Here is a 26,643-nt window from a genome sequence, read left to right as displayed (position 1 = left end):
CGCCGATGACGCGCCGCTGGTGGCCCTTCGCGCTCGTCGCGCCGCTGCTGATCTTCCTGATCGCTAGCTTCATCGCGCCGGTGATGCTGATGCTGTCGCGCGCGGTGATCGACCGCGATCTCGAACGCGCCTGGCCCGAAAGCGCGGCGGCGCTGCGCGCATGGGACGGCGACGGACTGCCGCCCGACGGGCTCGCGCGCACGGTGGCGCACGAAGCGCTGGCGGCGCATCGGGCGGGCACGCTCAACCGCGTCGCCAATCGGCTGAACTACGACATGGTCGGATCGCGGAGCCTGCTCTATGCCACCGCCGACCGGCTCGCGGCCGGCGCGCCCGGCGATACGGTCGCCGATCTCGCGCGGATCGACCCGCGCTGGGGGCAGCCCGCCATATGGTCGGTGATGCGCCATGCAGACGGACCGCTGACCAGCTATTATCTGCTCGCCGCGCTCGACCGGCGGCTCGACGCCGAAGGCCGCATCGTCGGCGTTCCGCGCGAGCAGGCGGTGTTCGGCGACATCTTCCTGCGCACCTTCAAGATCAGCGCGGTCGTCGCCCTGCTGTGCACGCTGCTCGGCTATCCGGTCGCCTATCTGCTCGCTTCGCTGCCCGCGCGGACCGCCAACCCGCTGCTGATCCTGGTACTGCTGCCTTTCTGGACGTCGGCGCTGGTGCGCACGGCGGCGTGGGCGGTGCTGCTCCAGACCAACGGCGTCGTGAACGGCGCCCTCCAGACGATCGGGCTGATCGACGCGCCGATCCAGCTCATCTATAACCGCCTCGGCGTCTATATCGCGATGACGCATGTGCTGCTGCCCTTCTTCATCCTGCCGCTCTACAGCGTGATGAAGGGCATTGCGCCGACGGCGATGCGCGCCGCAAGCTCGCTCGGCGCCTCGCCGATGCTCGCGTTCCGGAAGGTCTATCTGCCGCAGACGCTGCCGGGCGTCGCCGCGGGCGCGATCATCGTCTTCACCCTGGCGCTCGGCTATTATGTGACGCCCGCGCTGATGGGCGGCGGCGCCGACCAGATGATCAGCGCCTCGATCGCCTTCTATACCAACCAGTCGCTCAACTGGGGCATGGCCGCGGCGCTCAGCCTGCTGCTGGTGCTGCCGCTGCTGCTGATGCTGTTCGCGGGACGGACGATGGTCCGCACGGTGCCGGCATGATCGCCGTCCGCTCGCGATCCGGGCGGCTCGGCCGGGCGACGCTGATCGCCTTTTGCGCGCTGGTGTTCGCCTTTCTGGTGCTGCCGATCCTTGCGGTCGTTCCACTTTCGCTCAATCCCGGCGGCTTCCTCGTCTTTCCCGAAGGCGGGCTGTCGCTGCGCTGGTACCGCACGCTCGCCGATTCGCCGCAATGGACGCACGCCTTCGGCAACAGCTTCAAGATCGCGGTGGCGACGACGGCGATCGCGACGCCGCTCGGGACGCTGGCGGCGATCGGCCTTTCGCACATGCGCTCGCGCGCCAAGCCGGTCATCGTCGCGCTGATCAGCGCGCCGCTCGTCATGCCGATCGTCGTCGTCGCGGTCGCCTTCTATTTCCTGTTCGCGCCGCTGGGTCTCGTCAACGGGCCGGTGGGGCTGGTGATCGCGCACAGCGCGCTGGCGCTGCCGTTCGTGGTGATCGTCGTCCACGCCTCGCTGAGTGGCCTCGACCCGGACCTGCTGCGCGCCGCGGCCAGCCTCGGCGCGCCACCGCTCACCCAGCTCGTCCGCGTCCTCGCGCCGCTCGCCGCGCCGGGGATCGCCGCGGGCGCGGTCTTCGCCTTCATGACCTCGTTCGACGAGACGACGGTGGCACTGTTCATCGCCGGTCCGGAACAGCGCACGCTGCCGATCCAGATGTTCGAAGGGGTGCGCGAACAGATCAGTCCCGCCATCGCCGCCGCGGCGACGCTGCTGATCGTCGCGTCGACCCTGCTGCTGGGGACCGCCGAACTGCTGCGCCGGCGCGGCGAGCGGCTGCGGACGGGCTCAGCGGCCCCAGACGTCGGCGCATAGTCGCGCGAAATTGGCGCCGAGCAGCTTTTCGATGCGCCGCGCCGGCCAGCCGCGCGCCGACAGATCGTCGGCCAGCGTCAGGAAGCGCGTCGGCGCGTTATAGTCGGGAACGAGGTTGAAGACGTCGGGCGCCTCGCCCGGCGCCGCCACCCCCGCCGCCTTGCGCTCCTCATAGAAGCGCCGCTGGTTCTCGGCATAGCCGGCGGTCAGTCCGACCGCCCCGATGCCGCCGTCGGTGCCGAGCGCGACATGATCCTCGCCCGCGACCTTCACCGCATGTTCGATGTGCCGGATCACGTCGTCGGCGCGCGGCTGCCCGCTCGCCCGCAGGAAGGGCATGAAATAGATGCCCGCGACCCCGCCGCGATCGGCCAGCGCGCGCAGCTCGGCATCGGCGGTGTTGCGCGGCACATCGACAAGCGCGCGGCAGCCGGTGTGGCTGATCGCGATCGGCGCGGTCGACGCCGCGATCGCCTCTGCGATCGTGCGCTGCGATGCGTGGCTGGCATCGACCATCATCCGCCGCGCGTTGAGCCCGGCGACGACCTCGCGCCCGAAATCGCTGAGGCCGGCGTTTCCGGGCTCGAGACAGCCGTCGCCGACCAGGTTGCGCTTGTTGTAGGTGAGCTGCACGATGCGGACGCCGAGCAGGTCGAACAGGTCGAGCCGACCCGCGTCGGTTTCGAGCGGCACCGTATCCTGGAACCCGAAGATCACCCCCAACCGGCCGCTGTCCTGTGCGGCGCGCAGGTCGGCCGCGGCGCGGACGTGGAGCAGCCGGTCGGGAAAGGCTCGAACGAAGCGTTCGTAGCGGGCGATGCGCCGCAGCGTTTCCTCGAAACGCCCCGCGGTGTTCCCCGCCGCACCGACCGTCTGGTGGATCGCCGTCAGCCCCGACGCGCGATAGGCGACCAGTTGCGACGCGACCGCCGGCCCCTCGGGATCGAGCGGGCCGAGCGAGGACAGGCCGTCGATGACCATGGCGCGGTCGTATCGACCGCGCCCGAACCCGGTCGCCCCGGCACGGGCGGAGACGGCGAGCGCGGCCGCGCCGCCCAGCACCGTCCGCCGCGAGACCTTCATGTGTGGAGCGCCGTGTCGAATTCGCGCGCCGCATCGGCACCCGCGATCTCGGTCAGGTGGCGCAGGAAGATCGCCGTCGTGTGCACCGGCTCCTTCGCCATCGCGATCATCAGCCGATCCATCGCCGCGCGCCCGATCCGATGCTCCAGATCGACCAGCAGCAGCGGCCCCTTGCCGTAGAGCTGGACCCGGTCGGGCCGGCCGTGCCCCATGACCGGACCGGCCTTCGTCGTCGCCTCGCGCTTGGCCGCGATGTTCTTCGCCAGTTCCTCCGCCCCGAAAGCCTGCTCGACATAGCGCATCGACATATATTCGGCCGCCGATTCAACGAGCCAGAAATCGTCGGTCAGCGGACTCGCGAGCATCCACCAGGCATGCGCGATCTCGTGCGCGACATGGCGGCCGGGTCCGACCTCCGAATCCTCCGGACTGCCCGCGCGGCCTTCGGTCACGACCGTGTAGGCCGTGCGCGCATAGCCCATCGACCGCTCGCGCCACACCTGCGCCATCCGCACCTTGCGGGGCAAGGGACCGAACATCGCCTCGAAATAGCGCGCGGCGGCCTCGCTATGCTTGATATATTGCCGCGAGCGCCACGCCGACAGGTCGCGCGAATAGAATTCGACGCCATGCGCCTCGGCACGCTCCAGCCCGCGCATCGCGACCAACGGCAGGTCGATGTCGAGGAAATCCCGCTTGATCCGCACGCCATCGGGGGTCCGCGTGACGTCGCCCTGCGCGACGACGACCAGATCGGGCGCGAGCCCGTCGATCGTCGCATCGACGGTGAAGCGCGTCTGGATGTCGGCGCCGACCGGATACCACATATGATCGAGGAACAGCTCATAGCCTTCGGGCCGCAGCGGCTTGTTGCCGCTGTCATGCTCGGTATCGATCGGCCCGGCATAGCGGAAATGCAGCTTGACCGGCTCGGCGTGCGGCTCGGCGAAGCGGAAGACGTACCGGTTCAGCGCGGGCATCGGTGAATCGGCCGGCTCGACCGTCATCGTCACGCCGTGCGGCAGCGCCGTCGGCTGCACCGCGAAACGCTGCGAGAGCAGAAAGGCCTTTTCGGCCTCCCCTTCGCTGAGCGTGATCGTGACTTCCGCGTCGAGCCGGCCGTCGGGGTCGAAATGCGCCGCGACGTCATAGTGCGGCGGCGCGGCAAGCGCGTTGCCGCCGCACAGGCAGGCAGCGGCGAAAGCGAAAATCATCCTCATGCCGCGGCTCCTCCATCGGCGATCCAATTGTCTATTCTTTCCTCGAGCAGCGGCAGCGGCAGCGGACCGGCGCCAAGCGCGACATCGTGGAAGCGGCGAAGGTCGAAGCGGTCGCCGAGCTTTTCGCGTGCCCGCGCGCGCAGCGCGACGATCGTCTGCATGCCGATGTAATAGGCGGTCGCCTGCCCGGGCAGGACGATATAGCGGTCGATCTCGCGCTGGTTGTCGTAATGGCTCGACGGCATGTTCGCATCGAGCCACGCGACCGCCTGCTCGCGGGTCCATCGCATCGCATGGATGCCGGTATCGACGACGAGGCGGCAAGCGCGCATCAGCGACAGCGAAAGCCGGCCGAAATCCGAATAGGGATCGGCATAGAGCCCCATTTCCTTGGGCAGCAGTTCCGAATAGAGGCCCCAGCCCTCGCTGAACGCCGCGATGCTGGCGAAACGGCGGAATTTCGGAATCCCCTCCATCTCGTGCGCGATGCAGGTTTCGATATGATGGCCGGGGATCGCCTCGTGATAGAGCGTCGCGGCAAGCTGATAGCGCGGCTGCGCCTGCATGTCGGCGAGATTGATGTAGAAGATGCCGGGCGCCGAGCCATCCTGCGGCGGGTTGCGGTAATGCGCCTTGGGCGCCGACTTCTCGCGCCACGCCTCGATCGCGCGCACCTCGACCGGCGCTTTCGGCAGATGACCGAACAATTCGCCCTGCCGCGCGCGAATCTCGTCGAGCAGCGCATTGGCCTCGGCCAGATAGGCCGCGCGGCCGGCATCGCTGTCGGGATGATAGAAGCGCGGGTCGGTGCGCATGGAGGCGAAGAAGGCCTGAAGATCGCCGTCGAAACCCGTCCGCCGCATGATCGCGCGCATCGCATCGTGGATCGCCGCCACCTCGCGCAATCCGAGCGCGTGCACATCGGCCGCCTTTCGCGGCAGCGTGGTATAGGATTCGAGCTGCACCTCGTAATAGGCCTCGCCGTCGGGAAGCTTCCACACGCCGTCGACGCCGTCGGCCTGCGCCTCGGCCGCGCGCAGGTGCGCGACCAGCGCACGATAGCCGGCGGCGAAGCCCCCTGTCAGCGCCGCGGTGCCGCGCGCGAGAAGGTCGGCGCGATCGGCATCGGAAAGGTCGGCCGCGGCGAGCTTGGTCTTGAAGTCGGCGAAGATCGGGCTGTCGCCCTCTCCCTCAAACGGCGCCCCCTTCAGCAGGTTGACGCAAGGTTCGATCACCAGCCCATAGACGAAGCGCGGCGGCCGGATGCCGCGCGCCTCCTGTGCCCGAAGCCGCGCGACCGCCTGCGCCATCAGCGGTTCGACGCCGGCCAGCCGCTTGATATAGGCCTCCGCATCGGCGCGTGTGGCGATCGGATGGCTGTTGGTGAGCGTGCTCGGCACGCGCGTGTGCACGCCGCCCATCTGGGTCATCACATAATCATGATGCCGCCATTTGAAGTCGCGCAGCGCGCGTTCGGACTGGAGCGCGAACATGCGGTGGCTGAGCCGGGCCTGCGGCGACAGTTTCGCGACGTCGAACTCCTGCAATTCGGCATGATCGCGCTGACGCAGCCGGTAGTCCTCCAGCTCGCGCGCCTCGCTGACGTCGTCCCACTTGTCCTGGTCGCGGCGGATGCCGAGTACCGACTGGCGCGTCGGGCTGCGATCGAGCGAGCGCTGGAAGATGCGTTCGAAAAAGGCGTCGAGCCGCGCGTCCTCTCCGGTCTCGATCGCAAACGCCGGCGGCGCGATCAGCGCGGCCCCCGCAAGCGCCGTCGATCCGATGAAATGGCGCCGGCCAATACTGCCGCTGCTCATGCGGTTCCTCCCCCCTTGGCTATCCAGGCGTCGATATGGGCTTCGAGCAGCGGCAACGGCAGCGGACCGCTGCCGAGCACACTGTCGTTGAAACGGCGGAGGTCGAACCGGTCGCCAAGCCGGGTCCGCGCGCGGTCGCGCAGCTCGACGAGCTTGAGCTTCCCCATTTCATAGGCGCAGGCCTGACCCGGGGTGACGATATAGCGCTGGATCGCGGTGACATTGTCGGCATGGTTCGCCGGGGTGTTCTCATCCAGCCAGGCGACCGCCCGCTCCCGGCTCCAGCGCAGCGCATGAACGCCGGTGTCGGTGACGAGGCGCCCCGCGCGCATCAATTCCATCGAGAGCCGGCCGAATTCCTGCCACGGATCGTCGTAAAGCCCCATCTCGACCGGAAGCTGTTCGGCGAACAGCGCCCAGCCCTCGCTGAACGCGGTATAGCCGCCGAAGGCCCGGAATCGGGGCAGGCCGGTCAGCGCCCGCGTCACCGCCTTTTCGAGATGATGGCCCGGCACCCCTTCGTGATAGGAAAGCGCCGACAGCTCGTAGATCGGCAGATTCCGCATGTCGCGCGTGTTGACATAGAGGATGCCGGGGCGCGTGCCGTCGGCCGAAGGTGCGAAATAGCCGGCGGTGCCGGCCGACGCTTCGAGCCAGGGTTCGACCGGCTTCACCACCACGTCGGCGCTCGGCACATGGTTGGTGAGTTCGCCGAGCCGCGCGGTCACCGCCGCGATCTTCGCGCGCATCGCGTCGAGATAGGCCGCTTTCCCCTCCGGCGTATCCGGATAATAGAAGCGCGGATCGGTGCGCACATGCTCGAACAACTCGGCGAGCGTGCCCGAAAAACCCGCGCGCTTCGCCACGGCCCGCATCTCTGCATGAAGCCGCGCGGTCTCTTCGAGCCCGATCCGGTGCACCTCCGCCGGCGACAGGGACAACGTCGTGTTCCAGCGCAGTTGCGCCGCATAATAGGCATCGCCGTCGGGCAACCGCCAGACGCCGTCGTTGCAGCCTTCCCCGCAGGGGATACTGCGCAGACAGGCGATCAGGTGGCGAAAACCCGGACCGAATCCTTCCAGCAAGCCGGCCTCGGCTGCGCGCAGCAGCTGCGACTTTTCGGTATCGGACAGCGCCAGCTTCGCGATCTTGCCGCGGAAATCGGCCAGCATCGGGCTGTCGGGCGCCCCGGACTGAAACGGCGCGCCGCTGATCAGCTTCTCGCAATTGCCGATGACGAGCGGGATGGAAAAGGCGGGAGGGGCGACGCCGTTCGCTGCCTGCCGTTCCAGACCCGCGACGACGGCTGCCAGATAGGGGGCCACGGCGTGCAGCCGCGCGACATACGCCTCGGCATCGGCGCGATCCGCGATCGCATGGTTGTTGATCAGCGTCTGCGGAATGTCGCGCTGCGGCCCGCGCATCTGGCACACCGGATAGTGATGGCCGCGCCAGCGATGGCGCTCGATCGCCTCTTCAGCATCATAAGCGAAAAGATCGTAGCTGAGCCGGGCCTGCGGCGTCAGCGCGCGGCGATCGAAGCGCCGAAGCGCGGCGAGATCGCCCCGCGCCAGCCGGATATCCTCGTCCGCGCGGCGCTGGCTGACGTCGGGCCACCCCGCCTGCCCGCCCTTGACGCCCATCGCCGATTGCGCGGACGGACTGCGGGCGAGATCGCGCTGGAACACCGATTCGAAAAAGGCGTTCAGCCGCGCGTCCTCGTCTCCGCCGACCGCCCAGGCCGGCGCCGCCGCAACGAGCGCGCCGGCGGCGAGCAATTCGCGCCGGCTGAGGCGAGCCCCCGTCACCGGCCGATCGGAAAATCGCCCAACGGGGAGATTTCCGCCTCTTTCCCCGGCGCATTCTTCACATGCGCGTCGAGGAATTCGAGGATGGCGCGATAGGCGGCGATCTGGTTCGCCTTCTTGCGAAAGCCATGCCCCTCGTCGGGAAAGACGATATAGTCGACGGGCACGCCGTTCGCCTTGACCTTTGCGACGATGTCCTCGGATTCGACCGGCAGCACCCGCGGGTCGTTCGCGCCCTGGAGCACGAGCAGCGGCTTGCGGATCGCGTCCGCGTGGAACACCGGCGAAATCCTGCGCAGATAGTCCGCATCCTTTTCGGGATCGCCGACCTCGGTAAACAGCAGCCGGCGCAGATCCTCCCACCAGCTCGGCGTGTTGGCGAGCAGGCGCGGCCAGTTCGAAACGCCATAGATGTCGACCCCCGCCGCGAAGGCGTCGGGCCGGAAAGCCAGCCCGGCCAGCGTCATATAGCCGCCGTAGCTCTGGCCCTGGATCGCGATCTTGTCGGGATCGACGAAGCCGGTGTCGACGAGCATCCGCTTCGCCGCGACCACGTCGTCGAGGTCGGCGTCGCCATGGCGGCGGTCGTCGAGGTGATAGAAGGTGCGGCCTGACCCGCTGCTACCGCGATTGTTGATCTCGAACACCACATAGCCGTGGTTGGCGAGATATTGCGGCAAGGGGCGATAGCCGACCCGGCTTTCGTCGCCGGGGCCGCCGTGAACATGGATCACCGCGGGCCGCCGGTCGCCGGCGCGCGCATCCTTCGGCACATAGAGGATGCCCGGCACCGCCAGCCCGTCATAGGATGCAAAGCGCACGACCTTTCCGGGCACAAGGTCTTCGGGTGCGACGCCGGGGGCACGCGCGTCGAGCAAGGGCGTGCGCCTGCCGCTGGAGAGATCGAGAAGCGATATCTCCCCCGGCGTCGAGCCGTTCGAGGCGCTGATCAGCGCCCTTCGGGCATGGTTGGCGAGCAGCAGCGCGGTGCTCGCATCGGGCGTCCCGACGTCGAGCGCGATCGGACGGAAATCGCGCGCATCGAACAGGTAGGGGCGCGAGCGCGCATCCTCGTTGACCGAGACGATCAGCGTCCGCCCGTCGCGCGACAGCGCCGCGCCCTCGACGTCCCAGTCGGGCTTGAAGACGGTGATGCGTTCGTCGGTCGCCAGGTCCCGCCGCACCAGAAAGGCGAACTCGCCGCCGTCGTCGGTGGTGTAGAAAAGCTGCGCGCCCTCGCTTGCAAAGACCTGCGGCTCGCAGGCCACCGGTTGGCCCTCGGGGGTGAGCTGGATGAGCTTCGCGGCGGTCCGGTCATAGACATAGCAATGCCGCGTCGCATTATCGACGATCCGGCTGAGCGCGACATAGCGCCGGTCGGGGCTGACCGCGCGCACCTGATAAGCCTTGTCGTTCTCGAACAGCCGGGTCTTTTCATAACCGTCGGCCTGAATCTCGTAGAGGTCGAAGAAGCGCGGGTCGCGTTCGTTCGTCTGGACGAAGAAGGAGCGGCCATCGTGCGCCCAGTCGACGAAGCGGGCGACGTGCCGGTCGCCGGGCGTTACATCGCGCGCCGTTCCGTCGCGTTCGCGGACATAGATATGCGCGAGTTCGTTGCCGCCCTGATCGCTCGAAAAAAGGATACGCTCGTCGTGCGGGAAATAACCGATCGCGCGGATCGTTTCGCCGGTCGACCGGGTCAGCGGCACCGCCTCCCCGCCCGCAGACGGCATGACGTAGATATTGGCGATGCCAGTGCGGTTGCTGGTGAAGATCAGCTTGCTGTCATCGGGCGACCAGGACAGGCCGCCGATCGAATCGGAATCCATCAACTGCTCGATCGTGTAGCGCTTCGGGCCATCGTCCGCGAAAGCCGGAACGGCGAGGCAGGCGAGCGCGATGCCGAGCAGATATCTGGTCATGTTCGTTCCCTGGAGTCGGCGAAGAACGGGGGCGGGACAATCGGTCCCGCCCCGGCTCCCCCCATCAGAAGTTGGCCGTCGCACGCAGCGTGTAGGTCCGACCGATCGGGTCGTAGACGCCGAACTGGCGCGATACCTCGCCGGCATAGGGAACCGCCTGATCGAACAGGTTCCGCACGCCGAACTGCAGGCGGAAATTGTCGTTGATGCGGGCCCCGAGCGTCGCATTGACGATCGTCGAAGACGGATAATAGAGGATCGGTGTATCCTCGATCGTCGCGGTATGGTCGGCGATCGTCTTCTGCGACCAGACGACCTGGAAATCGAGGTCGAACGGATCGAAACCATAGCCGATGCGGCCGTTGATCCGCCATTTGGGCGTGCCCACCGTGCCCTTCACGTCGATGATCGGCGAACCCGACGAGACCTGCGTCGTGAACTTGGTGACGCGGAAGGCGCTGAGGCCCAGCCGCAGCGCGCCCGGCTCGCCGCCCGACGCGATGTTCGGCACCCCGATGCGATAGTCGAGCTGGCCGAGGATGCCCGCGAACTTCTGCGACGAGGTATTGTAATAGGATTCGGCGTAGCCGTTGGCGATATCGCCCGCGATCCGCGCCGCCCCCGGCTGCGCCGCCGCTTCTGCCGCGGTCAGGCGGCTGAAGGCGTTGCACGCGTTCTCGTTCGGATAATTGGGGCTGTCGTAACAGGCCGCCTGCGCGGTCACGAGCGTGAAGCGGCTGATCGCGTCGTGAAGATCGATATTGTTGTAATCGACCGCGAAACGAAGGCCGGGCACTGCTTGCGGCTGATAGACCATGCCGATCGACCAGCTGTTCGCCCGCTCGTTCCGAAGATCGAGGTTGCCCGACACGATCCCCGCCGGCGACGCACCGCTGGTCGTCGGGTTGAAGGCGTTGGGAGCCGGGCCGCCGACCGCGGCAAGCGCGGCGGTGCAATTGGCGAGGCGCACGGCGGGATTCGGTCCCGAATTGACGCGGCTCGCCGCGCAGACGTCGGCCGCGTTGCGCAGCACGCTCGCCCCGGGCAGGGCGAGTTCGACGATCGAAGGCGCCCGGATCGCGCGGGTATAGACACCGCGGAAGGTCAGCCCCTCGATGAAGCTCGGCTGCAGGCGGCCGCCCGCCGACCAGGTGAGGTCGCCGCCCGCCGTCGAGTGATCGACATAGCGCAGCGCGCCTTCGAACTGGAGCGCGCGAACGAGCGGCAGCCCCATCTCTTCGTCGATCAGCGGAACGATCGTCTCGCCATAGACTTCGTCGGTATTGAAGCTGAACGGCGGCGTATCGGCAAAGGCGGCCGATCCGCCGAGCAGGCTGATGCCGCCCTTCAATATGGCATCGGGCACGAAGCTGCCATATTCGCGGCGATGCTCGTAGCCGATGTTGAAGGCGATCGGGTCGGCGATCCCGAACGGCAGGCGGCCGTCGAGGTTGGCGGTGATCGTCTGCAGCGAGTTGATGCTGATGCCGACGCCGCGATCGACGACATATTCGGCCGCCTCGTCGGAGAATCGGTTTTCGCCGAAGATATTGAGCGGAACGCAGCTTCCGCCCGACCGGCAGACCGGAGCGCCGGGCGTGCCAACGACGTCGATCGCCTGCAGGAAGCGCGTCAGATTGACCTGATTGAACTCGGATTCGTTGCGGCTGCGACCGTAGTTGTACGAAAGATCCCAGTTCCACTTTTCGCCGCTGACATCGAAATCGCCGCGGAAGCCGGCGACGATCCGATAGACGTCGAGCTTGGTGCGGCCGGGCGCCCGATCGGCGATGTCGTTCATGTTGCGGTTGAGCTTGAAGCTCGTGACGCCGTTGGCGACGAGGATGTCGCGCGCCTGGGCGCTGAGGAACGGGTTGTCGATGCTCATCGTCAACACCGGCCCGCCCAGGATGTTCGGCGCCGCGAACTGGAACAGGTCGCTGAGTTTGGTGCCGCTGGTGTGCGCGTAGGATCCTTCGACGAAGAAGGTGACGTTGTCGGTCAGGTCGTAATGACCGGTCGCATTGAACAGATATCGCTCGTTCGGCGTCAGCAGGCTGAAATGCTTCGCGGGATCGAGCCCATCGCCGCCGTCGCGCATGATCGCATAGGGGCCCGAACTCGACCCGAAGAAGCTGGCGCCGAGGTTGAACGGAACGAGATCGCCGTTCGGGCCGAATTGCAGCGGATTGCCCGCAGCGTCGCGAATATAGCTGCCCGTTCCCGGTGCGATGTCGCCGGCCAGATAGGGCAGCCCGCCCTCGGTCAGCGCGGCGTAGCGCAGATCGCCCACGACGAGCTGCGCGGGGATGCCGTCGGTGCGATCGACATTGCCCGACGGGCTCAGGTAGCGGAACTTGTACCGTGAGGCGAGGACCATGCCTTCCTGGCGCACATATTCGGCGCCGAGGACGATGTTGCCGCGACCGCCCGCGAAATTCTTGCCGAACAGCGCGCGCACCGCCTGGTTCGCGGCGTCGCCGCGGTCGCTGAGGCTAGCCTGCCCGGTCAGTTCCAGCCCGTCGTAATTGTCCTTGAGGATGATGTTCACGGTGCCCGCGATCGCATCCGAGCCATAGACCGGCGCACCGCCGATCGCGACCGTTTCGATCCGGTCGATCAGGCCGACGGGAATCAGGTTGAGGTCGACCTGCGACCCCGGCGAGGTCGCCGCGCCGCTGCCCGACACGGTGTTCGACGACACGAAGCGCCGGCCGTTGACCAGCGTCAGCGTGCGCTGCGAGCCGAGACCGAGGAAGTTGGAATAGCTCTGCGCGACGCCGAGATTGGCCTGCGCGGCCCCGATCTGGCTGTTCGCGGCGGGCGCGAAGCCCGGCGTATCCTGCAGCGCTTCGATCGCGTTGGTATAGGCGCGCTTTTCGATCTGTTCGCGATCGGTCACGGTCGCCGATTGCAGCGTATCGAAACCCGCGCGCTTGATGCGCGAGCCGGTCACGATGATGTCTTCGCCGACCAGTTCGGTGCCGGGTTCGGTCGCGGCCCGGCCGGCACGGCGGATCACCACCACCCCGTCGCGATTCTGGAAGACCTCGACCCCCTTGCCCGCGAGCATGCGGCGCAGCGCCTCGACCGGCGTATAGCTGCCATCGATGCCGTTGGTCCGAACCCCCGCCAGATCGGAGTCGGGTATCATCACCTGCACGCCCGACTGAACGGCGAGCCGCTGCACCGCCGTCGCGGCGTCGCCGGACGGGATGACATAGCGCTGCCGTTCCTGTGCCGCGGCCGGCGCCGTCCAGCATATAGCCGCAGCCACGCCGGCCATCAGCACCGCGTGTGTATGGATTCGGTCCGGTGTCCCCCAGATCATCATTCTGCCCTCCCTAATGCCCCGAAGCAAAGTGACGCTTCCAAAGGCGAACGAGGGACGGCACGCGGAAATCCGCTATCAGTGCGAAGGAGAATTCTGCTGGCGCACCAGCACCAGCTCATTGCCGCGGCGAATCACCTCGCCGTTGAAGGCGCTGGCGGCGGCACCGGCAAAGGCCCGCGCATCCCCCAGCTTGAAAACGCCCATGAATTCGGCCCGCGCCAGCGTCGGGTCGTCGATCGTCACGCGCAGGTCGGAATAGCGGTTGACCTCCGCCGCCGCGTCGCCGAGCTGCTGCCCGTTGAAGACGAGAAGCCCCTTGCGCCAGGCGATGCGCCGTTCGACATCGGCGGCGTCGAGCACCTCCTTGCGCGGGCCGGTGGTGGCGGCGACGAACTGTTCGTTGCGGCGGATATAGCGCGGCGCGGCCGACCCGCTCGCCGTGCCTCCGACCGCGACGACGCCTTCTTCCACCGTCACCTCGACCCCGCTCGCGCCGATCCCGACGACGAATTCGGTGCCGACCGCACGGACGTCCAGCCCCTCGGCACGGACCACGAACGGCCGCTTGCTGTTGTGGGCGACCTCGAACGACGCCTCGCCGCGCCGCAGGATCACCTGCCGGACCTTGTCGTCGTAGCGGATCTGCACCGCGGAATCGCCATTGAGGGTCACGGTGGAGCCGTCTTCGAGCACCATGTGGCGAACCTCGCTGCGCCCCGTTTCGACGCGGCCAGCGAGATGGTCGTAGGCGGTAGCGCCGCCGAGCACCACGAGCGCGAGCGAAGCCGCCATGGCGAAGGGCCGCCAGTTCCGCGCCCGCGCGGGCGGCACGGCACGGCGCGCGCCGCTCTCCAGCGCCACCGCCCGGTCGATATCGAGCCACAGCGCCTGCGCGCGCACATAGGCGCCAAGATGACGACTGTCCGCGGTCAGCCAGGCATCGAGTTCCCGCTGTTCCCGGTCGTCGAGCGCACGCTCGGCCGACCGCACCGCCCAGGCGGCCGCCCGGGCGTCGATGTCAGCCCCATTTCCAGAACCTGCGCTCACGCCTTCTTCCATCCTCCGCGCCCGCGGGCGCCTGTTTCATCGCCTCGGAGACCAGCCGCAGCGCCTTGGCGAGATGCTTCTCGACCGTGCTCTCGGCGATCCCCATATGCTCGGCGATCTGACGCTGCGAGAAGTCCTGAAACTTCTTCAGCTCGAAAGCTTCGCGGCATTTGGGCGGCAGCGTCTGCAATATTCCGTGCAGGCGCGCCAGTTCTTCTTGTCCACTCAGGCGCCTGTCGACGCTCATTTCCTCATCGACGATGTTCAGGGCATCCAAATCCGCCACCAGATCGATCGCCACGATGCGCGACCGGCGGACATGCTCGCCGACGATATGCCGTGCGGTGACGAACAGATAGGCGCGCGCGTTGCGGATCGAATCGGAATCGGCGGTCCACAGCCGGGCATAAGCCTCCTGCACCACCTCGTCGACGTCGCACGAGCCCAGGCCGCGCAGGCGGCCGACAAGCCATTTGCGCAGATCGGGTTCGTGCGGCAGCACCTCCCGCGCGAACCAGCGAAGTCGAGCCTGATGATCCATCGCCGCGATGGCATCAGCATTCACCGCCCGGGTCAAGGAAAAATGACAATATCATGACTTATTTGTTGGAATTACAAATGCTTGTATCGCGCACGACGAAGGGCCGGGCAGGTGCCCGGCCGTGCTGCAGCACCGCGTCGCCGGCGATCAGCTGATCCGCTTCACCACCTTCCCCGTCGCGTCGAGGAATTCGATACTCGGTTCCCCCGATGCACCGACCCGCAGCAGCAGGCGCGGCTTGCCGCTCTTGTCGGCGAGCTTCACGATCGCATCGTCGGACGTCTTGCCGACGAACAGCCGTTCGGCGGCCGTCCCCTTCGCCGTCGCATAGGCGCGCATCTCTTCGCGGATGCGGTCGCGGGCGGCCTGATCGGGCGCCGTCGCGGCGCGCTCGCTCATCTCCATCAGCGGCTTGATCGGCCAGTCGGGCCGGTCCCAGACGCGCAGGCCGGCAGCGCGCTGGCCGTTCGCCTCGCTATACTGGATGCCGACGGTCTGGTCCTGCTTGTACTGGTCGAACATCAACGATGCGCTGGCGCGGCGGTTCTCGCCCACGGTCTTGCTGTCGAAGGTCAGCCCGCCGACCTCGTCGCCTTCGTCGTTGAAGAAGAGCATGCCGCCCGTATCGCGGCTGTGGTGCTTATATTCCTTGCCCTCCATGAACAGGCCGGGAAAGCGTTCCGAATTGGCGAGCACCAGCCGATATTTGCCGTCGGGTTCGACGATGTTGATCCGCTTGACGCTGATCTCGTCAAAGCTGCTCTTCGCCGGTCCGGCGTCAGCCATCACCATCGCGGCGGGCGTCGCGGCGCCCGCAGCGAAGCCCGCCGCGATCAGCATCATCTGCCCCATGCGCTTCCCGGTCATCGTCCATCCCCCTCTTCAATAATTCCACGTATCGACCGGCGCGCCCGCGGGGGCCGCGCTGCGGACATGGTCGGCGACCTCGCGGACGACGCCCGCCCAATCGGTGTGGTGCCAGTTGTGCCCCTTCTTGGGCCGGCCGTATTCGAAGCGGATCGGATAATCCGGGCCCGCCACCTCGGCGACCATGTCCTGAAAGCAGTAGACCGCGAGATTGAGGTAGAAATCGTCCATCTCGCCGGCAAAGAAGTTCAGCTTTCCGCGCAGCTTCGGTCCCAGCGTCGCCCAATTGTCGCGCGCATAGCCCGACAGGTCGAAGCCGTGCTCGCGCATGTAGCGGACGACCTCCTTGTTGATGGCGCCGGTCTTCTTATCATAGAGCAGCACCGGATAGCCGTCGGCACCGACCGGACCGTGCGTCGTCTGCCAGATGTCGAGCTGATAATAGGACCGTCCCTTCGACCCCATCATCGCCTCAAACGCGGCGAGGGTGCGCAGGTCCATCAGCGGCATCCCCTCGCGGCTGCGGCGGAAGGGCTTTTCCTTCGTGATCCAGTCGTTGATCTGCAAGGTGAACATATTGTCCTCCTTGTAGATATCGGTGAGCTGGTAGCGGGTGAAGTCGATCGGATCGGGATTGAACACCCACGCGCCGCCGAACAGGTCGGGGTAATGGAGTTGCAGAGCCAGCGCCTCCCAGCCCCCGGTCGAGGCTCCCTCGACGATCCGGCCATAGGGCTGATCGATCAGCCGGAAGGTCTTTTCGAGATAGGGCATCAACTCCCTGGTGATGGCGTCGCCCCACGGTCCGTTGTTGGCCGAATTCAGCGCATAGGATTCGAAGAAATAGGGTCCGGGCGTCTCGAGCGTGATCGCCGCCATGCGCGGGAAGCCGTCGCCCGTCCATTCGCGCGAGAATTGATAGCCCGTCTTGACGTTGGCGTCGGCCGCGCCGCGCCGAGCGCCATCGGTATCGCTCGCCGGATCGGGGTTGAAATTGAACGGCGCGCCGAAATGGCCGAACGTATAGATCGCCGGATAGCGCACGTTCGGATGCTTGGCGAAATCCTTCGGCAGCAGCACCTCGGCACCGATCGAGATGGGAATGCCCCAGAAATCCGACAATATCTTGCTCTTGATGCGGACGCGCTTGATCCACGGCGTGTCGGGATCGCGCGCGACCGGACCGATCTTCTCGGTCAGCGTCAGCGCGACGGGCGCGCCGCCCGCGGGATCGAGGCGGGCGTCGAGCGGCTTGCTGTACGGATTGCCGGGAAACATCGCCGCACCGACGCGCTGGTCGCTGACCGGCACCCAGATGGTATGACCATCGGCGCGCTTCGCCTTCACATAGGGAATGAGGACCGCCTGGATCCTGTAGTCGCCGGCGGGCAACCGATCGAGGTCGAATGGAAAGCCGTCCGCCTTCGCATCGACCGTCACCGTCGTGCCGGGCGCGAGATTCTCGACATCGACGCCGAAGGCCGGCGGGCCGCTCATCCCGAGCAACTGGCGCGGCTCGGCCCGGGCCAGCGATGTATTGGAGCGCGGGGCGGCGACGACGATCAACCGTCCGGTGACCGGGGCATCGGCAGCCTTCGACGGCAGGGTCACCGAAAAGCTGATCTGCGCCGAAGCCGGCGCGACGACGATCAGTGAAACCAGCGCCAGAACGGCCAGAATCCCCCGCCTGCAATGATTGAAAAGCCTCACGTCCGCTCCCCCTCGAATAACAGCTCTCCGGATGACGATGAACCGGCCGGCGATTTCCGCCACTCGGCCGTCAACGGGCTGGCACGCTTCGACACGTTGGCCATGGCGGCGACGCCCGTGCGAATTCACGGTTGGCAAATGGCTCGCATCGCATTTAATGAACGATGGCAAGCCTTTGGGGGAAGGAAAAAGCTTGGGTCATCGTCATGAAGCGACCGACGCGATCATCGGCCGCATCTATGAAACGGCGGTGATTCCGGACCTTTGGCCGGGCCTGCTGGAGCATATCGCGAAATCGCTGGACGCATTGGGCGGGAATCTGATCCGCCGCAACGCCGCCGGAATCCAGATCGTCTCCTCGCCCGCGGTCGCGGAGGTCTCGCAGGAATTCGACCGGCAGGGCTGGAACCGGAACAACAGCCGGGTCGCGCGCCGCCTGGAGCGCGCGTCCTATCCGGGCTTCCTGGCAGATATCGACCTGCACAGCATCGACGAGATCAACGCGCTGCCCATGTACACCGAATTCCTGACTCCCGCCGGGATCGCTGCGGGTTCGGGGACCATCATCCAGGGCCCGAACGACGATGCGGTGGTGGTCGCGATCGAAGGCTTTCCGTCGCATCAGGCCGCGCAGCAGGCCGCCCCCTTCCTCGACGGGCTGCGGCCGCACCTGGCCCGCGCCGCGACCCTGGCCGGGGAGGTACGACGGCAACGGGCGGCAAGCCTGGTCGAGGCGTTCAACGTCATGAACATGGCGGTCGCGCTGCTCGACATCCGGGGGCGCGTGCTGCGCGCGAGCAAGCGCTTCGAAGCCGCCTTCGACGACCTGCTGCTCGACGGCAGCACCCGCCTTCAGATCGCGGACAGCGTCGCGGACCGGCGGCTGGCCGAAGGGCTGGCGACGATGCGCTGGATCGATCGCGGCTGTTCGATCGCCATTCGCGACCACGACCAGACCGGGCGCGCCGTGCTGCATCTGGTCCCGGCCAGCCGCGATGCGATGGGCATGTTCGACCGGGTCCGCTTGTTCGCCATCCTCGCCGACCCCGACAATCGCGCCTTGCCCGGCGCCGACATCATCGCGGCACTGTTCGACCTGACACCCGCCGAAGCGCGGGTCGCGCGCGCGATCGCGGAGAACCGGGCGCCCGCCGAACTGGCGTCGGAATGGGGAATTTCGGTCGAGACTATCCGGTCGCAACTGAAGCGCGCCTTCGCCAAGACGTCCACCACGCGCCAGAGCGAACTGGTGTCGCTGCTGACCCGTTTTGGTTAACGATCGATAAAAAGACCGAATTTCACCCATCTGGGTGATGCGCCCTGCCGCGCCTCGCAATAGCCGACCTCGATCGATGTTTTTCGAACATATCGGGGGGGATTATATGCGGACGACTGTTTCTGGTGCGACCAATCGCAAGGCGAGCCTGATCGTGGGGGCGAGCCTGCTGGCGCTGGGCACCGCTCAGCCCGCACTGGCGCAGAGCGAATGCGTCGGATCGGTGTGCACGTTCGAGAATGACGGCGCGAGCGGACCGGTCCGCGGGGAAACGGGCACCGTGACCATCGTGGTCAACAGCGGCACCATCACCGGCACGCCACCGATCAGTCAGGACGGGTCGGTCGGGCTGCTGGTCTCCAACCAGCAAGGGGGCGTCATCGATGGCGCAGGCGGTGTAGCGATCCAGGGCGTGCCGCGGCTGACCTTCGGCATTGTCAACGCGGGGACGATCCACGGCGACGTCGTGGTCAACGACGCGCCCGCCGCGTCCCTCTTCACCGCTCCGCAGATATATTATGTCCAGGAAGAAGGCGGGGAGCTGCACGGTAACCTGCGGCTCGGCACCACCGGCTTCAGCAGCGCCTATTTCCTCCAGCGCGGCGACGACGACGGCATCTTCGGATCGCTGTCGGCCGGCGCGGGAATCGACGTCTTCGCCAAAAGCTATCGCGCAACCGGCTCGGTAGCGCTGGGACAATATGCCAAGCCCGCCGATTTCGAGGTGGAAGGCTATGAAGTGCTGGGGGCCGGCACGACGCTGACCCTCACCGGCAGCGGCACGACGATCAACCTTGCCGGGAACGGCAACGTCGTCAACACTGCCGCCATCACCACCCTCGATCCCGTGGGCGCCTATCCGCCGGGCGTGATCGTCGTTCCGACGGCGATCGGCTATTCCCAGGAGAAGGTCGGTGTGCAGCCGCGCGGCGCCACGCCGGCCAACCCGACTCCCTTCCGCAGCATCCCCTATGGCAGCGCACTGAACAGCTTCGTCAACAAGGGCTCGGTCGACGGCGACATCCGCCTGTCCACCGCCAGCTTCGTCAACGAAGGCGATGTCAGCCTGCGCACCAACGGGCCGGGCACGCTGATCCGCGCCGCAACCGATCGCGCCTTCGCGTTCGACAACAGCGGTTCGATCGCCATGGCCGAAAATGGCGCGCGCGGTCCGCAAGCGGCGCTCGAAATGGAATATGACGACGGGGTGGAAGCGGCCGTCCGCATCCGATCGGCCGTCGACAGCACCGCGCCGAATCCGATGACGATCGGCAACAGCGGCACCATCACCGGCGGGCTCGACGCGCGGGTGATCGCCAGCACCTTCGCATTCGACAACAGCGGCACGATCGAAGGGCTGGACAGCCCGACCTATTTCGCCCGCGGCCTGACGCTGGAGGTGGGCGAGCTCGATCTGACGATCGGGCCGGACGGCGCCGATGAATTCAACGGAACCAGCGCGACGATCCGCAACGGGGCAACCGGGGTGATCCGCGACGGTTTCCTTGCCGAGATCGCCACCGACACGCTGCGCTTCGAAAATGCGGGGCTGATCGCCGCATCGACCCGCGAATGGGGCGTTGCGCTGCAAATCGAGCACGAACTTCTGTCGAGCGACGCCGACGAGGAGTCCGGGCTGCCCGAGATCGCGGCGTCGAGCCTGACCGTCGTCAACAGCGGCACGGTCGAGGGCAGCATGGTGATCGACGCCGAAACGGTCGACGCCACGATCGACAACAACGGTTCGATCGTCCGGGCCGCCCGGACCGTCGACCAGACGAATTTCATGACCTTTGCCTATGGCGGTGAGGCGGCGCTCGAAATCTACAACGGCACCGATCCCGACCAGCGGTTCGTCTTCATCAACAGCGGCACGATACGAAACGACGAGCGCGGAGGCAGCGCCGTCGACATGGAGATCGAGGCCGGCGAAGAGGATGACGGGCACATCGGGTCGGCCGACGTGCGGGTCGTCAACACCGGCAGCATCGTCGCGGCGGGCGGCGCGACCGTCGTCCCCGGACAACTGATCGGCATGCCCCAGGAGATGGTGCTGGTGAACCCGGTCGCGGCGCTGAACGTCGACGCGTCCGACGTGACGGGCACTTCGACCATCCGCATCGAGAACGGCGCGGACGGGGTGATTTCGGCCCTCGCCAACTTCAGCGTCCTGTTGCCCAACGGCTATCAGGAGCAGGCCGGAACGGCGGGAGCCTCGTCGGTCGCGATCGCCGCGTCGGGCCAGTTCATCACCATCGTCAACTCGGGCCGCATCGAGGGCGGAGCGGGAAGCGACTATGCCAACGCGCCCAATGTCGTGTTCAACGGTCCCGACCTGCCCGATCGCTATCTGGCCGGCGCGATCCAGACCCTGGGCGACGAATATGACCCCGCGGACCCCGCCGGCTATGTCGGGTCGATCGACCACGTCATCAACCGCGAAGGCGGCGTCATCATCGGGTCGATCGACCTCGGCGCCAACGACGACATCATCGAGAATTACGGGTCGATCAGCGGCAATGTCTTCCTGCGCGACGGCGACGACACCTTCATCCATGGCTTGCTGGCAAGCTTCGACGGCATCGCGGACGGTGGCACCGGGACCGATACGCTGGTCTTCGACATCACGGGGGCGCTCTATACCGGATCGATCGACCCCGTCCTGCGCGCGAAGTTCGTCAATTTCGAGATCGAGAAGCTGATCGGCACCGGACGCGTCGTCGCCGAAGAAGGCATCACCGTGGCCGAAGGCGGCGAGTTGATCCTGACCGAGGATTCCACGATCGACGTCGGCGCCGGAAACGACGCCGTGTCGGGCAGCGAGGGAAGCGGCGAGACGGTCGTCCTTCAGGGCACCATCGTCGGCAACGTCAACATGAAGGGGGGCGACAATGTCGTCACCAACCAGGCCTCGATAACCGGCGACATCCTGGCGGGCGACGGCAACAACCGGATCGCCAACCCCGAAGGCCTGACCCTGACCGGCAACATCGCGCTGGGCGACGGCGAGAACAATGTCGTCAATCAGGGCGTCGTGACCGGCGACGTGAGTTTCGGCGACGGCGGCAACCATTTTGCCAACAGCGGCCAGATCGGCGGCGACGTCCGCTTCGGCGGCGGTGACGATGTGCTAGACCTGACCGGGGACTGGGCGATCGGCGGCGCGGTGGTCGGCGGCGGCGGAACCGACATCGTCAACGCCAGCTTCTCCTCCGCAACGGTGCCGGAGGCGGACCTGCCGATCCTCGACCTGTCGGGCTTCGAGCAGATCGAGCAGTTCAACGTCAACGGCGGCACCGGCAAGATCGGCGGAACCGCGACCTTCGACGATATCCAGATCAACCAGGGCCGGTTGATCGGCGCCCAAGGGTCCGACATCAATGCCGACGTCACCGTCCAGCAGGGCGGCACCTTCGGCAGCGCGGGCACGGTCAACGGTGACATCACCGTTCTGGCGGGCGGCACGCTGTCGCCCGGCGCCTCGCCGGAGGTGATGATCCACAACGGCGACCTGACCATGGCGTCGGGATCGAACCTGTTGTTCGAATTCGTCCCCGTGGGGCAGAGCGACCAGCTGCTGGTCAGCGGTGCGCTGACGATCGCGAACGGCGCCACGCTGACCATCACCGGCAGCCGTCCGCTGACGCCGGGGATCGCCTATGACATGATCGTCGCGGACGGCGGGATCAGCGGCGAATATACGATCGCGAGCTGGGACCGTACGGCGGTTCAGGGCTTCCTGCGCTATACGCCGACCAAGCTGCAACTGCTCGGCACGTTCGTCGCCGCATCGGACGTGGCGACGCAGACCGGCGCGGCGATCGACTATGTCAACGGCCTGCTGGTGTCGGGCGACGCGGGGGCCACGCTGCTGGGCGCCATCCCGACGCTACTGGACAGCAGCGGCTTCGCCAGCACCGCGGCGTTCGGCCAGCTCCATGCCGAAGCCTATGCCAGCGCTGCGCAGTTGGGCGTCGAACAGGGCCTCAGCCTGGCGAAATCGCTGCGCTCGGGCGCGGCGGCGAGCGCCGCGGCGGAGCCCGGCCTCTATGGCTTCGCGCAACTGTTCGGCGACTGGCGGACGCTGAAGGGCGACGCCGCGATCGGCACCGCGCGGGCGAAAAGCCGCAGCCACGGGGTGCTGGGCGGGATCGGCTTCGGCAGCGAAGCGGCATCGATCGGGGCCTTCGTCGGCTATATGGACGGCCGGCAGACGATCGCCGGGCTCGACGCGCGAACCGACTCCGACGGCGTGATCGCCGGCATCGCCGGTCACGTCGAAACCGGCGGACTGACGCTGCATGCGCTGATCGCCCACGACTGGAGCGATGCGACCACCGACCGCGCGGTTCCGGGCGCGGCGCGGGTGACGGGCGACCACCGCCTGCGCAGCTTCGTCGTCGACGCCGCGATCGGTTACGATCTGGCGGCGGGAGCGAATTGGGCGGTCCGGCCCGAAGCGGGGCTGACGCACGTATCGACCCGGCGCGGCGCGGTCGCCGAAACCGGCAGCGCGGCCTTCGGCCTTGCGGTCGACAGCGAACGGGTGAAGGCGACCTTCGTCGACGCGTCGCTGGCGCTGGTCGGCGGACAGGCCGACGATGCCGCGGTCGAGCCCTGGATCAAGGCGGGGTTCCGTTATCAGCTGAACGGCGAAGCGACGACCGCCCGCGCCGGTTTCATCGGAGCGGGCAGCCGCTTCGTGGTGGCGGGCGCGGAACGCAAGAGCTTCCTGCCGACGCTCGGCGCGGGAATCGGCGTCCGGCTGGCGCCGGGCATGCGCCTGACCGCCTCTTATGACGGCGAATATGGCGGCGGCAACGGCCACCACGTCGCACTGGGGCTGCGCCTGGCATTCTGACGGCCGTGTGGGCCGGCGCGCGGGTCCGACCCGGCCCGCGCGCCATGCCCCCGGCCTAACGCGTCAAGGCTGATGCCGCAGCCTGCCGGTGCCGCCCGCAGCTTGGCCAGTCGAGTTTCCCTCCCCCGCCTCTTCCAGATCCGCCAGAATGGGGCAATCGGGCCGGTCGTCGCCCGCACAGCATTGCACGAGGGTGGTCAGCGTCGCAGCCATCTGTTCGAGCTGTTCGATGCGATCGCGGAGCCGGGCGATGTGCGCCTGCGCGATCCGCTTCACGTCGCCGCTGTGCCGCGATGTGTCGCGCCAGAGGTTCAGCAGGTCGTCGATCTCCGCAACCGCGAAGCCAAGGTCGCGCGCGCGGCGGATGAAGCGGAGCATGTGCACGTCGGACGGCGAATAGTCGCGATAGCCCGATTCCCTGCGCAATGCCTTCGGAATCAGGCCGGTCCGTTCGTAATAGCGGATCATCTTGGCGGAAACGCCCGATGCCCTCGATGCCTGCCCGATGTTCATGCCGCCTCTCCCGCCGCGTCCTGCCCGGCCGGCATCGCCGCTTCGGGCGGGCCGAAGCGGCGCAGGCGCAGCGCATTACCCAGGACGAAAACGCTCGACATCGCCATAGCACCGGCGGCGAAGACCGGCGACAGCAGGATGCCCCACAGCGGATAGAGTATGCCCGCGGCAACCGGGATCAGCGCGATATTATAGGCGAAGGCCCAGAACAGATTCTGGCGGATATTGCGGATCGTCGCGCGCGACAGTGCGATGGCCGTGGCGACGCCGCCCAGATGCCCCGACATCAGCACGACATCCGCCGCTTCAATGGCGACGTCGGTACCCGTGCCCACGGCAATGCCGACATCCGCTTCGGCCAGTGCCGGCGCATCATTGATGCCGTCGCCGACGAAGGCGACGCGGCCGTGCGCGGCCTTCAGGCGGCGGATCGCCTCCACCTTGTCGGCGGGCAGCAACTCGGCAACCACCGTGTCGATGCCGATCCGGCGCGCGATCGCGTCGGCGGTTCGGCGATTGTCGCCGGTCAGCACCGCCACGCGCAGGCCGAGCCGATGAAGCGTCGCGATCGCGGCCGGCGTCGTCGGCTTGATCGGGTCGGCCACAGCGACGACGGCGGCGAGGCGCCCGCCGATCGCGGCATAGAGCGGCGATTTGCCCTCCTGTCCCATCTGCTCGGCAACGGCGGCGAACGCGGCGACGTCGAGGCCGAGTTCGCGCATGTAGCGGTCGGCGCCGATGTGGATCGCCTCACCCTCGACATCGGCCTTCACCCCGAAGCCGGTGATCGATTCGAAATCGACGACGGCCGGCAGATCGAGTCCCTCCGCCCGCGCCGCATCGACGATCGCACGCGCGATCGGATGCTCGGATTTCGCCTCCACCGCCGCGATCCGCGCCAGGACACGGGCGCGGTCGAACCCGTCCGTCACCCGGAAATCGGTCAGCGCGGGACGCCCCTCGGTCAGCGTCCCGGTCTTGTCCACCGCGACGACCGCCGCATCGCGCAGCAGCTGGAGCGCCTCGCCCTTGCGGAACAGGATGCCCAACTCGGCGCCGCGCCCGGTGCCGACGACGATCGCGGTCGGCGTCGCCAGTCCCATCGCGCAGGGACAGGCGATGATGAGCACGGCGACGGCATTGACCAGCGCGAAGGTCAGCGAAGGCGACGGCCCAACCCACAGCCACACAGCAAAGGTCAGCGCGGCCACCGCGAAGACCGCGGGAACGAACCGCATCGTCACACGGTCGACCAGCGCCTGAATCGGCAGCTTGGCCCCCTGCGCCTGCTCCACCATGCGGATGATCTGCGCGAGCATGGTTGCCTCGCCCACCGCGGTGGCGCGAAAGGCGAACGCGCCCTGCTGGTTCACCGTGCCGCCGATCAGCGCGTTCCCCACCGCCTTGGCAACGGGGATGGGTTCGCCGGTAATCATCGATTCGTCGACGAAGCTTCCGCCTTCGACCAGTTCGCCGTCCACGGGAATGCGCTCGCCGGGCCGCACGTCGACGATATCCCCCGCGCCCACCGCGCCGACCGGGACCTCGACCAGCGCGCCGGCGCGGCGGACGCGAGCCGTCCGCGGCTGCAACCCGATCAGTCGCTCGATTGCCGCAGACGTGCGCCCCTTGGCGCGCGCTTCCAGATAGCGGCCGAACAGGATCAGGGCGACGATGACGGCGGCGGCCTCATAATAGACGTTCACCGTTCCCGCCGGTAGCAGGTGCGGCGCAAAGGTCGCCACCAGCGAATAGGCGTAGGCCGCAAGCGTCCCGACCGAAACCAGCGCGTTCATGTCCGGCGCCAGACGGACCAGCGCTGGAATCCCGCTGCGGAAGAAACGGAGGCCGGGGCCGGCGAGCACCAGCGTCGTCAGCACGAACTGGATATGCCAGCTCGTCTGCACGCCGATGGTGCGGGCGATCAGGTGATGCACGCCGGGGATCAGGTGCGATCCCATCTCCAGCAGGAACACGGGCAGCGCCAGTGCGGCGGCGAGGATGACGTCGCGCTTCAGCGCGCGGCGTTCGGCATCCCGGCGCTCGTCGGCCTCCCCTCCACGCTCGGCATCGATCCCGACCGGATGCGCCCGATAGCCCGCGCGCGCGATCGCCGCGACCAGCGCCGCAACCTCGGCGACGCCGCGCACGCTGGCGCGTTCGGTCGCCAGATTGACCGATGCACCGGTCACGCCGGGAACCGCCTTCAGCGCCTGCTCCACGCGTCCGACGCACGATGCGCAGGTCATCCCCTCGATCGCGAGTTCGGTCGCAGTGGCCGGCACACCGTAACCGGCCGCTGTGACCGCCTGCACCAACGCAGCGCGGTCTACGGCTCCGCTTGCCCGGACGTCGGCGTATCCGGTCGCCAGATTGACGCTGACGGCGTCGACACCCTCGACCCCGCGCAAGGCTCGCTCGACGCGCCCGACGCACGACGCGCAGCTCATGCCCTCGACAGGCAGGCGGATCGCCGAATCGACGGCATGATCCTTGATTTTTGCGGCCGGCATCGCCCGTCACCTCACGTGTCACCATGGGAACTGGTATCAGGATGCAGCTTCCCATCGTTGGAAGGTCAAGGGTGATAATGCAGCGCTACGGAGCCGGCCGGGGCATGTGCGCGGTCGCCGCGC

General features: G+C 67.4%; 16 protein-coding genes. 4 read left to right on the top strand and 12 right to left on the bottom strand.

From position 1 onward, the window contains the following. Nucleotides 1-5 precede the first annotated feature (5 nt). Both SGRAN_RS05535 and SGRAN_RS05530 read left to right on the top strand, forming a co-directional pair. Nucleotides 6-1,172 carry an ABC transporter permease gene (locus SGRAN_RS05535; protein WP_082737094.1) on the top strand — a complete coding sequence of 389 codons (1,167 nt, stop codon included), beginning with the start codon at nt 6-8 and terminating at the stop codon, nt 1,170-1,172. After that, nucleotides 1,169-2,008, top strand: coding sequence for an ABC transporter permease (locus SGRAN_RS05530; protein WP_067181394.1), 840 nt, complete (start codon nt 1,169-1,171; stop codon nt 2,006-2,008). The genes SGRAN_RS05535 and SGRAN_RS05530 overlap by 4 nt, the downstream gene beginning before the upstream one ends. On the opposite strand, the gene SGRAN_RS05525 is transcribed toward SGRAN_RS05530, so the two are convergent. The 10 genes from SGRAN_RS05525 to SGRAN_RS05480 form a co-directional block, all read right to left on the bottom strand. Next, nucleotides 1,982-3,091 carry a dipeptidase gene (locus SGRAN_RS05525; protein WP_067181392.1) on the bottom strand — a complete coding sequence of 370 codons (1,110 nt, stop codon included), beginning with the start codon at nt 3,089-3,091 and terminating at the stop codon, nt 1,982-1,984. The genes SGRAN_RS05530 and SGRAN_RS05525 overlap by 27 nt on opposite strands. Beyond that, nucleotides 3,088-4,311, bottom strand: coding sequence for a M1 family metallopeptidase (locus SGRAN_RS05520; protein ID WP_148650803.1), 1,224 nt, complete (start codon nt 4,309-4,311; stop codon nt 3,088-3,090). Before SGRAN_RS05520 ends, SGRAN_RS05525 begins: the two co-directional genes overlap by 4 nt. Next, nucleotides 4,308-6,128, bottom strand: a complete 1,821-nt coding sequence (locus SGRAN_RS05515) for a DUF885 domain-containing protein (protein WP_067181388.1) — start codon at nt 6,126-6,128, stop codon at nt 4,308-4,310. The genes SGRAN_RS05520 and SGRAN_RS05515 overlap by 4 nt, the downstream gene beginning before the upstream one ends. Further along, nucleotides 6,125-7,936: a DUF885 domain-containing protein gene (locus tag SGRAN_RS05510; RefSeq protein WP_148650802.1), complete on the bottom strand. Its 1,812-nt coding sequence runs from the start codon at nt 7,934-7,936 to the stop codon at nt 6,125-6,127. The genes SGRAN_RS05515 and SGRAN_RS05510 overlap by 4 nt, the downstream gene beginning before the upstream one ends. Next, nucleotides 7,933-9,858, bottom strand: a complete 1,926-nt coding sequence (locus tag SGRAN_RS05505) for a S9 family peptidase (protein ID WP_067181383.1) — start codon at nt 9,856-9,858, stop codon at nt 7,933-7,935. Before SGRAN_RS05505 ends, SGRAN_RS05510 begins: the two co-directional genes overlap by 4 nt. 64 nt (nt 9,859-9,922) lie before the next feature. Beyond that, nucleotides 9,923-13,192, bottom strand: a complete 3,270-nt coding sequence (locus SGRAN_RS05500; RefSeq protein WP_082737092.1) for a TonB-dependent receptor — start codon at nt 13,190-13,192, stop codon at nt 9,923-9,925. A gap of 75 nt (nt 13,193-13,267) precedes the next feature. Then, nucleotides 13,268-14,239, bottom strand: coding sequence for a FecR family protein (locus SGRAN_RS05495; RefSeq protein WP_172709621.1), 972 nt, complete (start codon nt 14,237-14,239; stop codon nt 13,268-13,270). Continuing rightward, entirely contained in the window at nt 14,211-14,804 is a 594-nt protein-coding gene (locus SGRAN_RS05490) for an RNA polymerase sigma factor (RefSeq protein ID WP_148650801.1), read from the bottom strand. The genes SGRAN_RS05495 and SGRAN_RS05490 overlap by 29 nt, the downstream gene beginning before the upstream one ends. 123 nt (nt 14,805-14,927) lie before the next feature. Further along, nucleotides 14,928-15,647 carry a hypothetical protein gene (locus SGRAN_RS05485; RefSeq protein WP_067181373.1) on the bottom strand — a complete coding sequence of 240 codons (720 nt, stop codon included), beginning with the start codon at nt 15,645-15,647 and terminating at the stop codon, nt 14,928-14,930. A gap of 15 nt (nt 15,648-15,662) precedes the next feature. Beyond that, nucleotides 15,663-17,357, bottom strand: a complete 1,695-nt coding sequence (locus SGRAN_RS05480) for an alpha/beta hydrolase-fold protein (protein ID WP_067181371.1) — start codon at nt 17,355-17,357, stop codon at nt 15,663-15,665. A 193-nt stretch (nt 17,358-17,550) separates the two neighbouring features. On the opposite strand from SGRAN_RS05480, the gene SGRAN_RS05475 reads away from it, so the two are divergent. Together SGRAN_RS05475 and SGRAN_RS05470 are read left to right on the top strand one after the other, a co-directional pair. After that, entirely contained in the window at nt 17,551-18,633 is a 1,083-nt protein-coding gene (locus SGRAN_RS05475; protein ID WP_067181369.1) for a helix-turn-helix transcriptional regulator, read from the top strand. Between the two features lie 106 nt (nt 18,634-18,739). Continuing rightward, nucleotides 18,740-23,494, top strand: a complete 4,755-nt coding sequence (locus tag SGRAN_RS05470) for an autotransporter outer membrane beta-barrel domain-containing protein (RefSeq protein ID WP_148650800.1) — start codon at nt 18,740-18,742, stop codon at nt 23,492-23,494. Nucleotides 23,495-23,557: 63 nt separating this feature from the next. Here the strand turns inward: SGRAN_RS05470 and cueR are convergent, their stop codons facing one another. Continuing rightward, nucleotides 23,558-24,007: a Cu(I)-responsive transcriptional regulator gene (gene cueR / locus SGRAN_RS05465; RefSeq protein ID WP_067181364.1), complete on the bottom strand. Its 450-nt coding sequence runs from the start codon at nt 24,005-24,007 to the stop codon at nt 23,558-23,560. Then, nucleotides 24,004-26,520, bottom strand: a complete 2,517-nt coding sequence (locus SGRAN_RS05460; protein WP_067181361.1) for a heavy metal translocating P-type ATPase — start codon at nt 26,518-26,520, stop codon at nt 24,004-24,006. The genes cueR and SGRAN_RS05460 overlap by 4 nt, the downstream gene beginning before the upstream one ends. Between the last annotated feature and the right edge of the window lie 123 nt (nt 26,521-26,643).

This window comes from Sphingopyxis granuli, from assembly GCF_001559015.1.
Taxonomy (GTDB): domain Bacteria; phylum Pseudomonadota; class Alphaproteobacteria; order Sphingomonadales; family Sphingomonadaceae; genus Sphingopyxis; species Sphingopyxis granuli.
The sequence above is the reverse complement of the archived record's forward strand: the minus strand, read 5'-3'. Positions and strand labels throughout refer to the sequence as shown.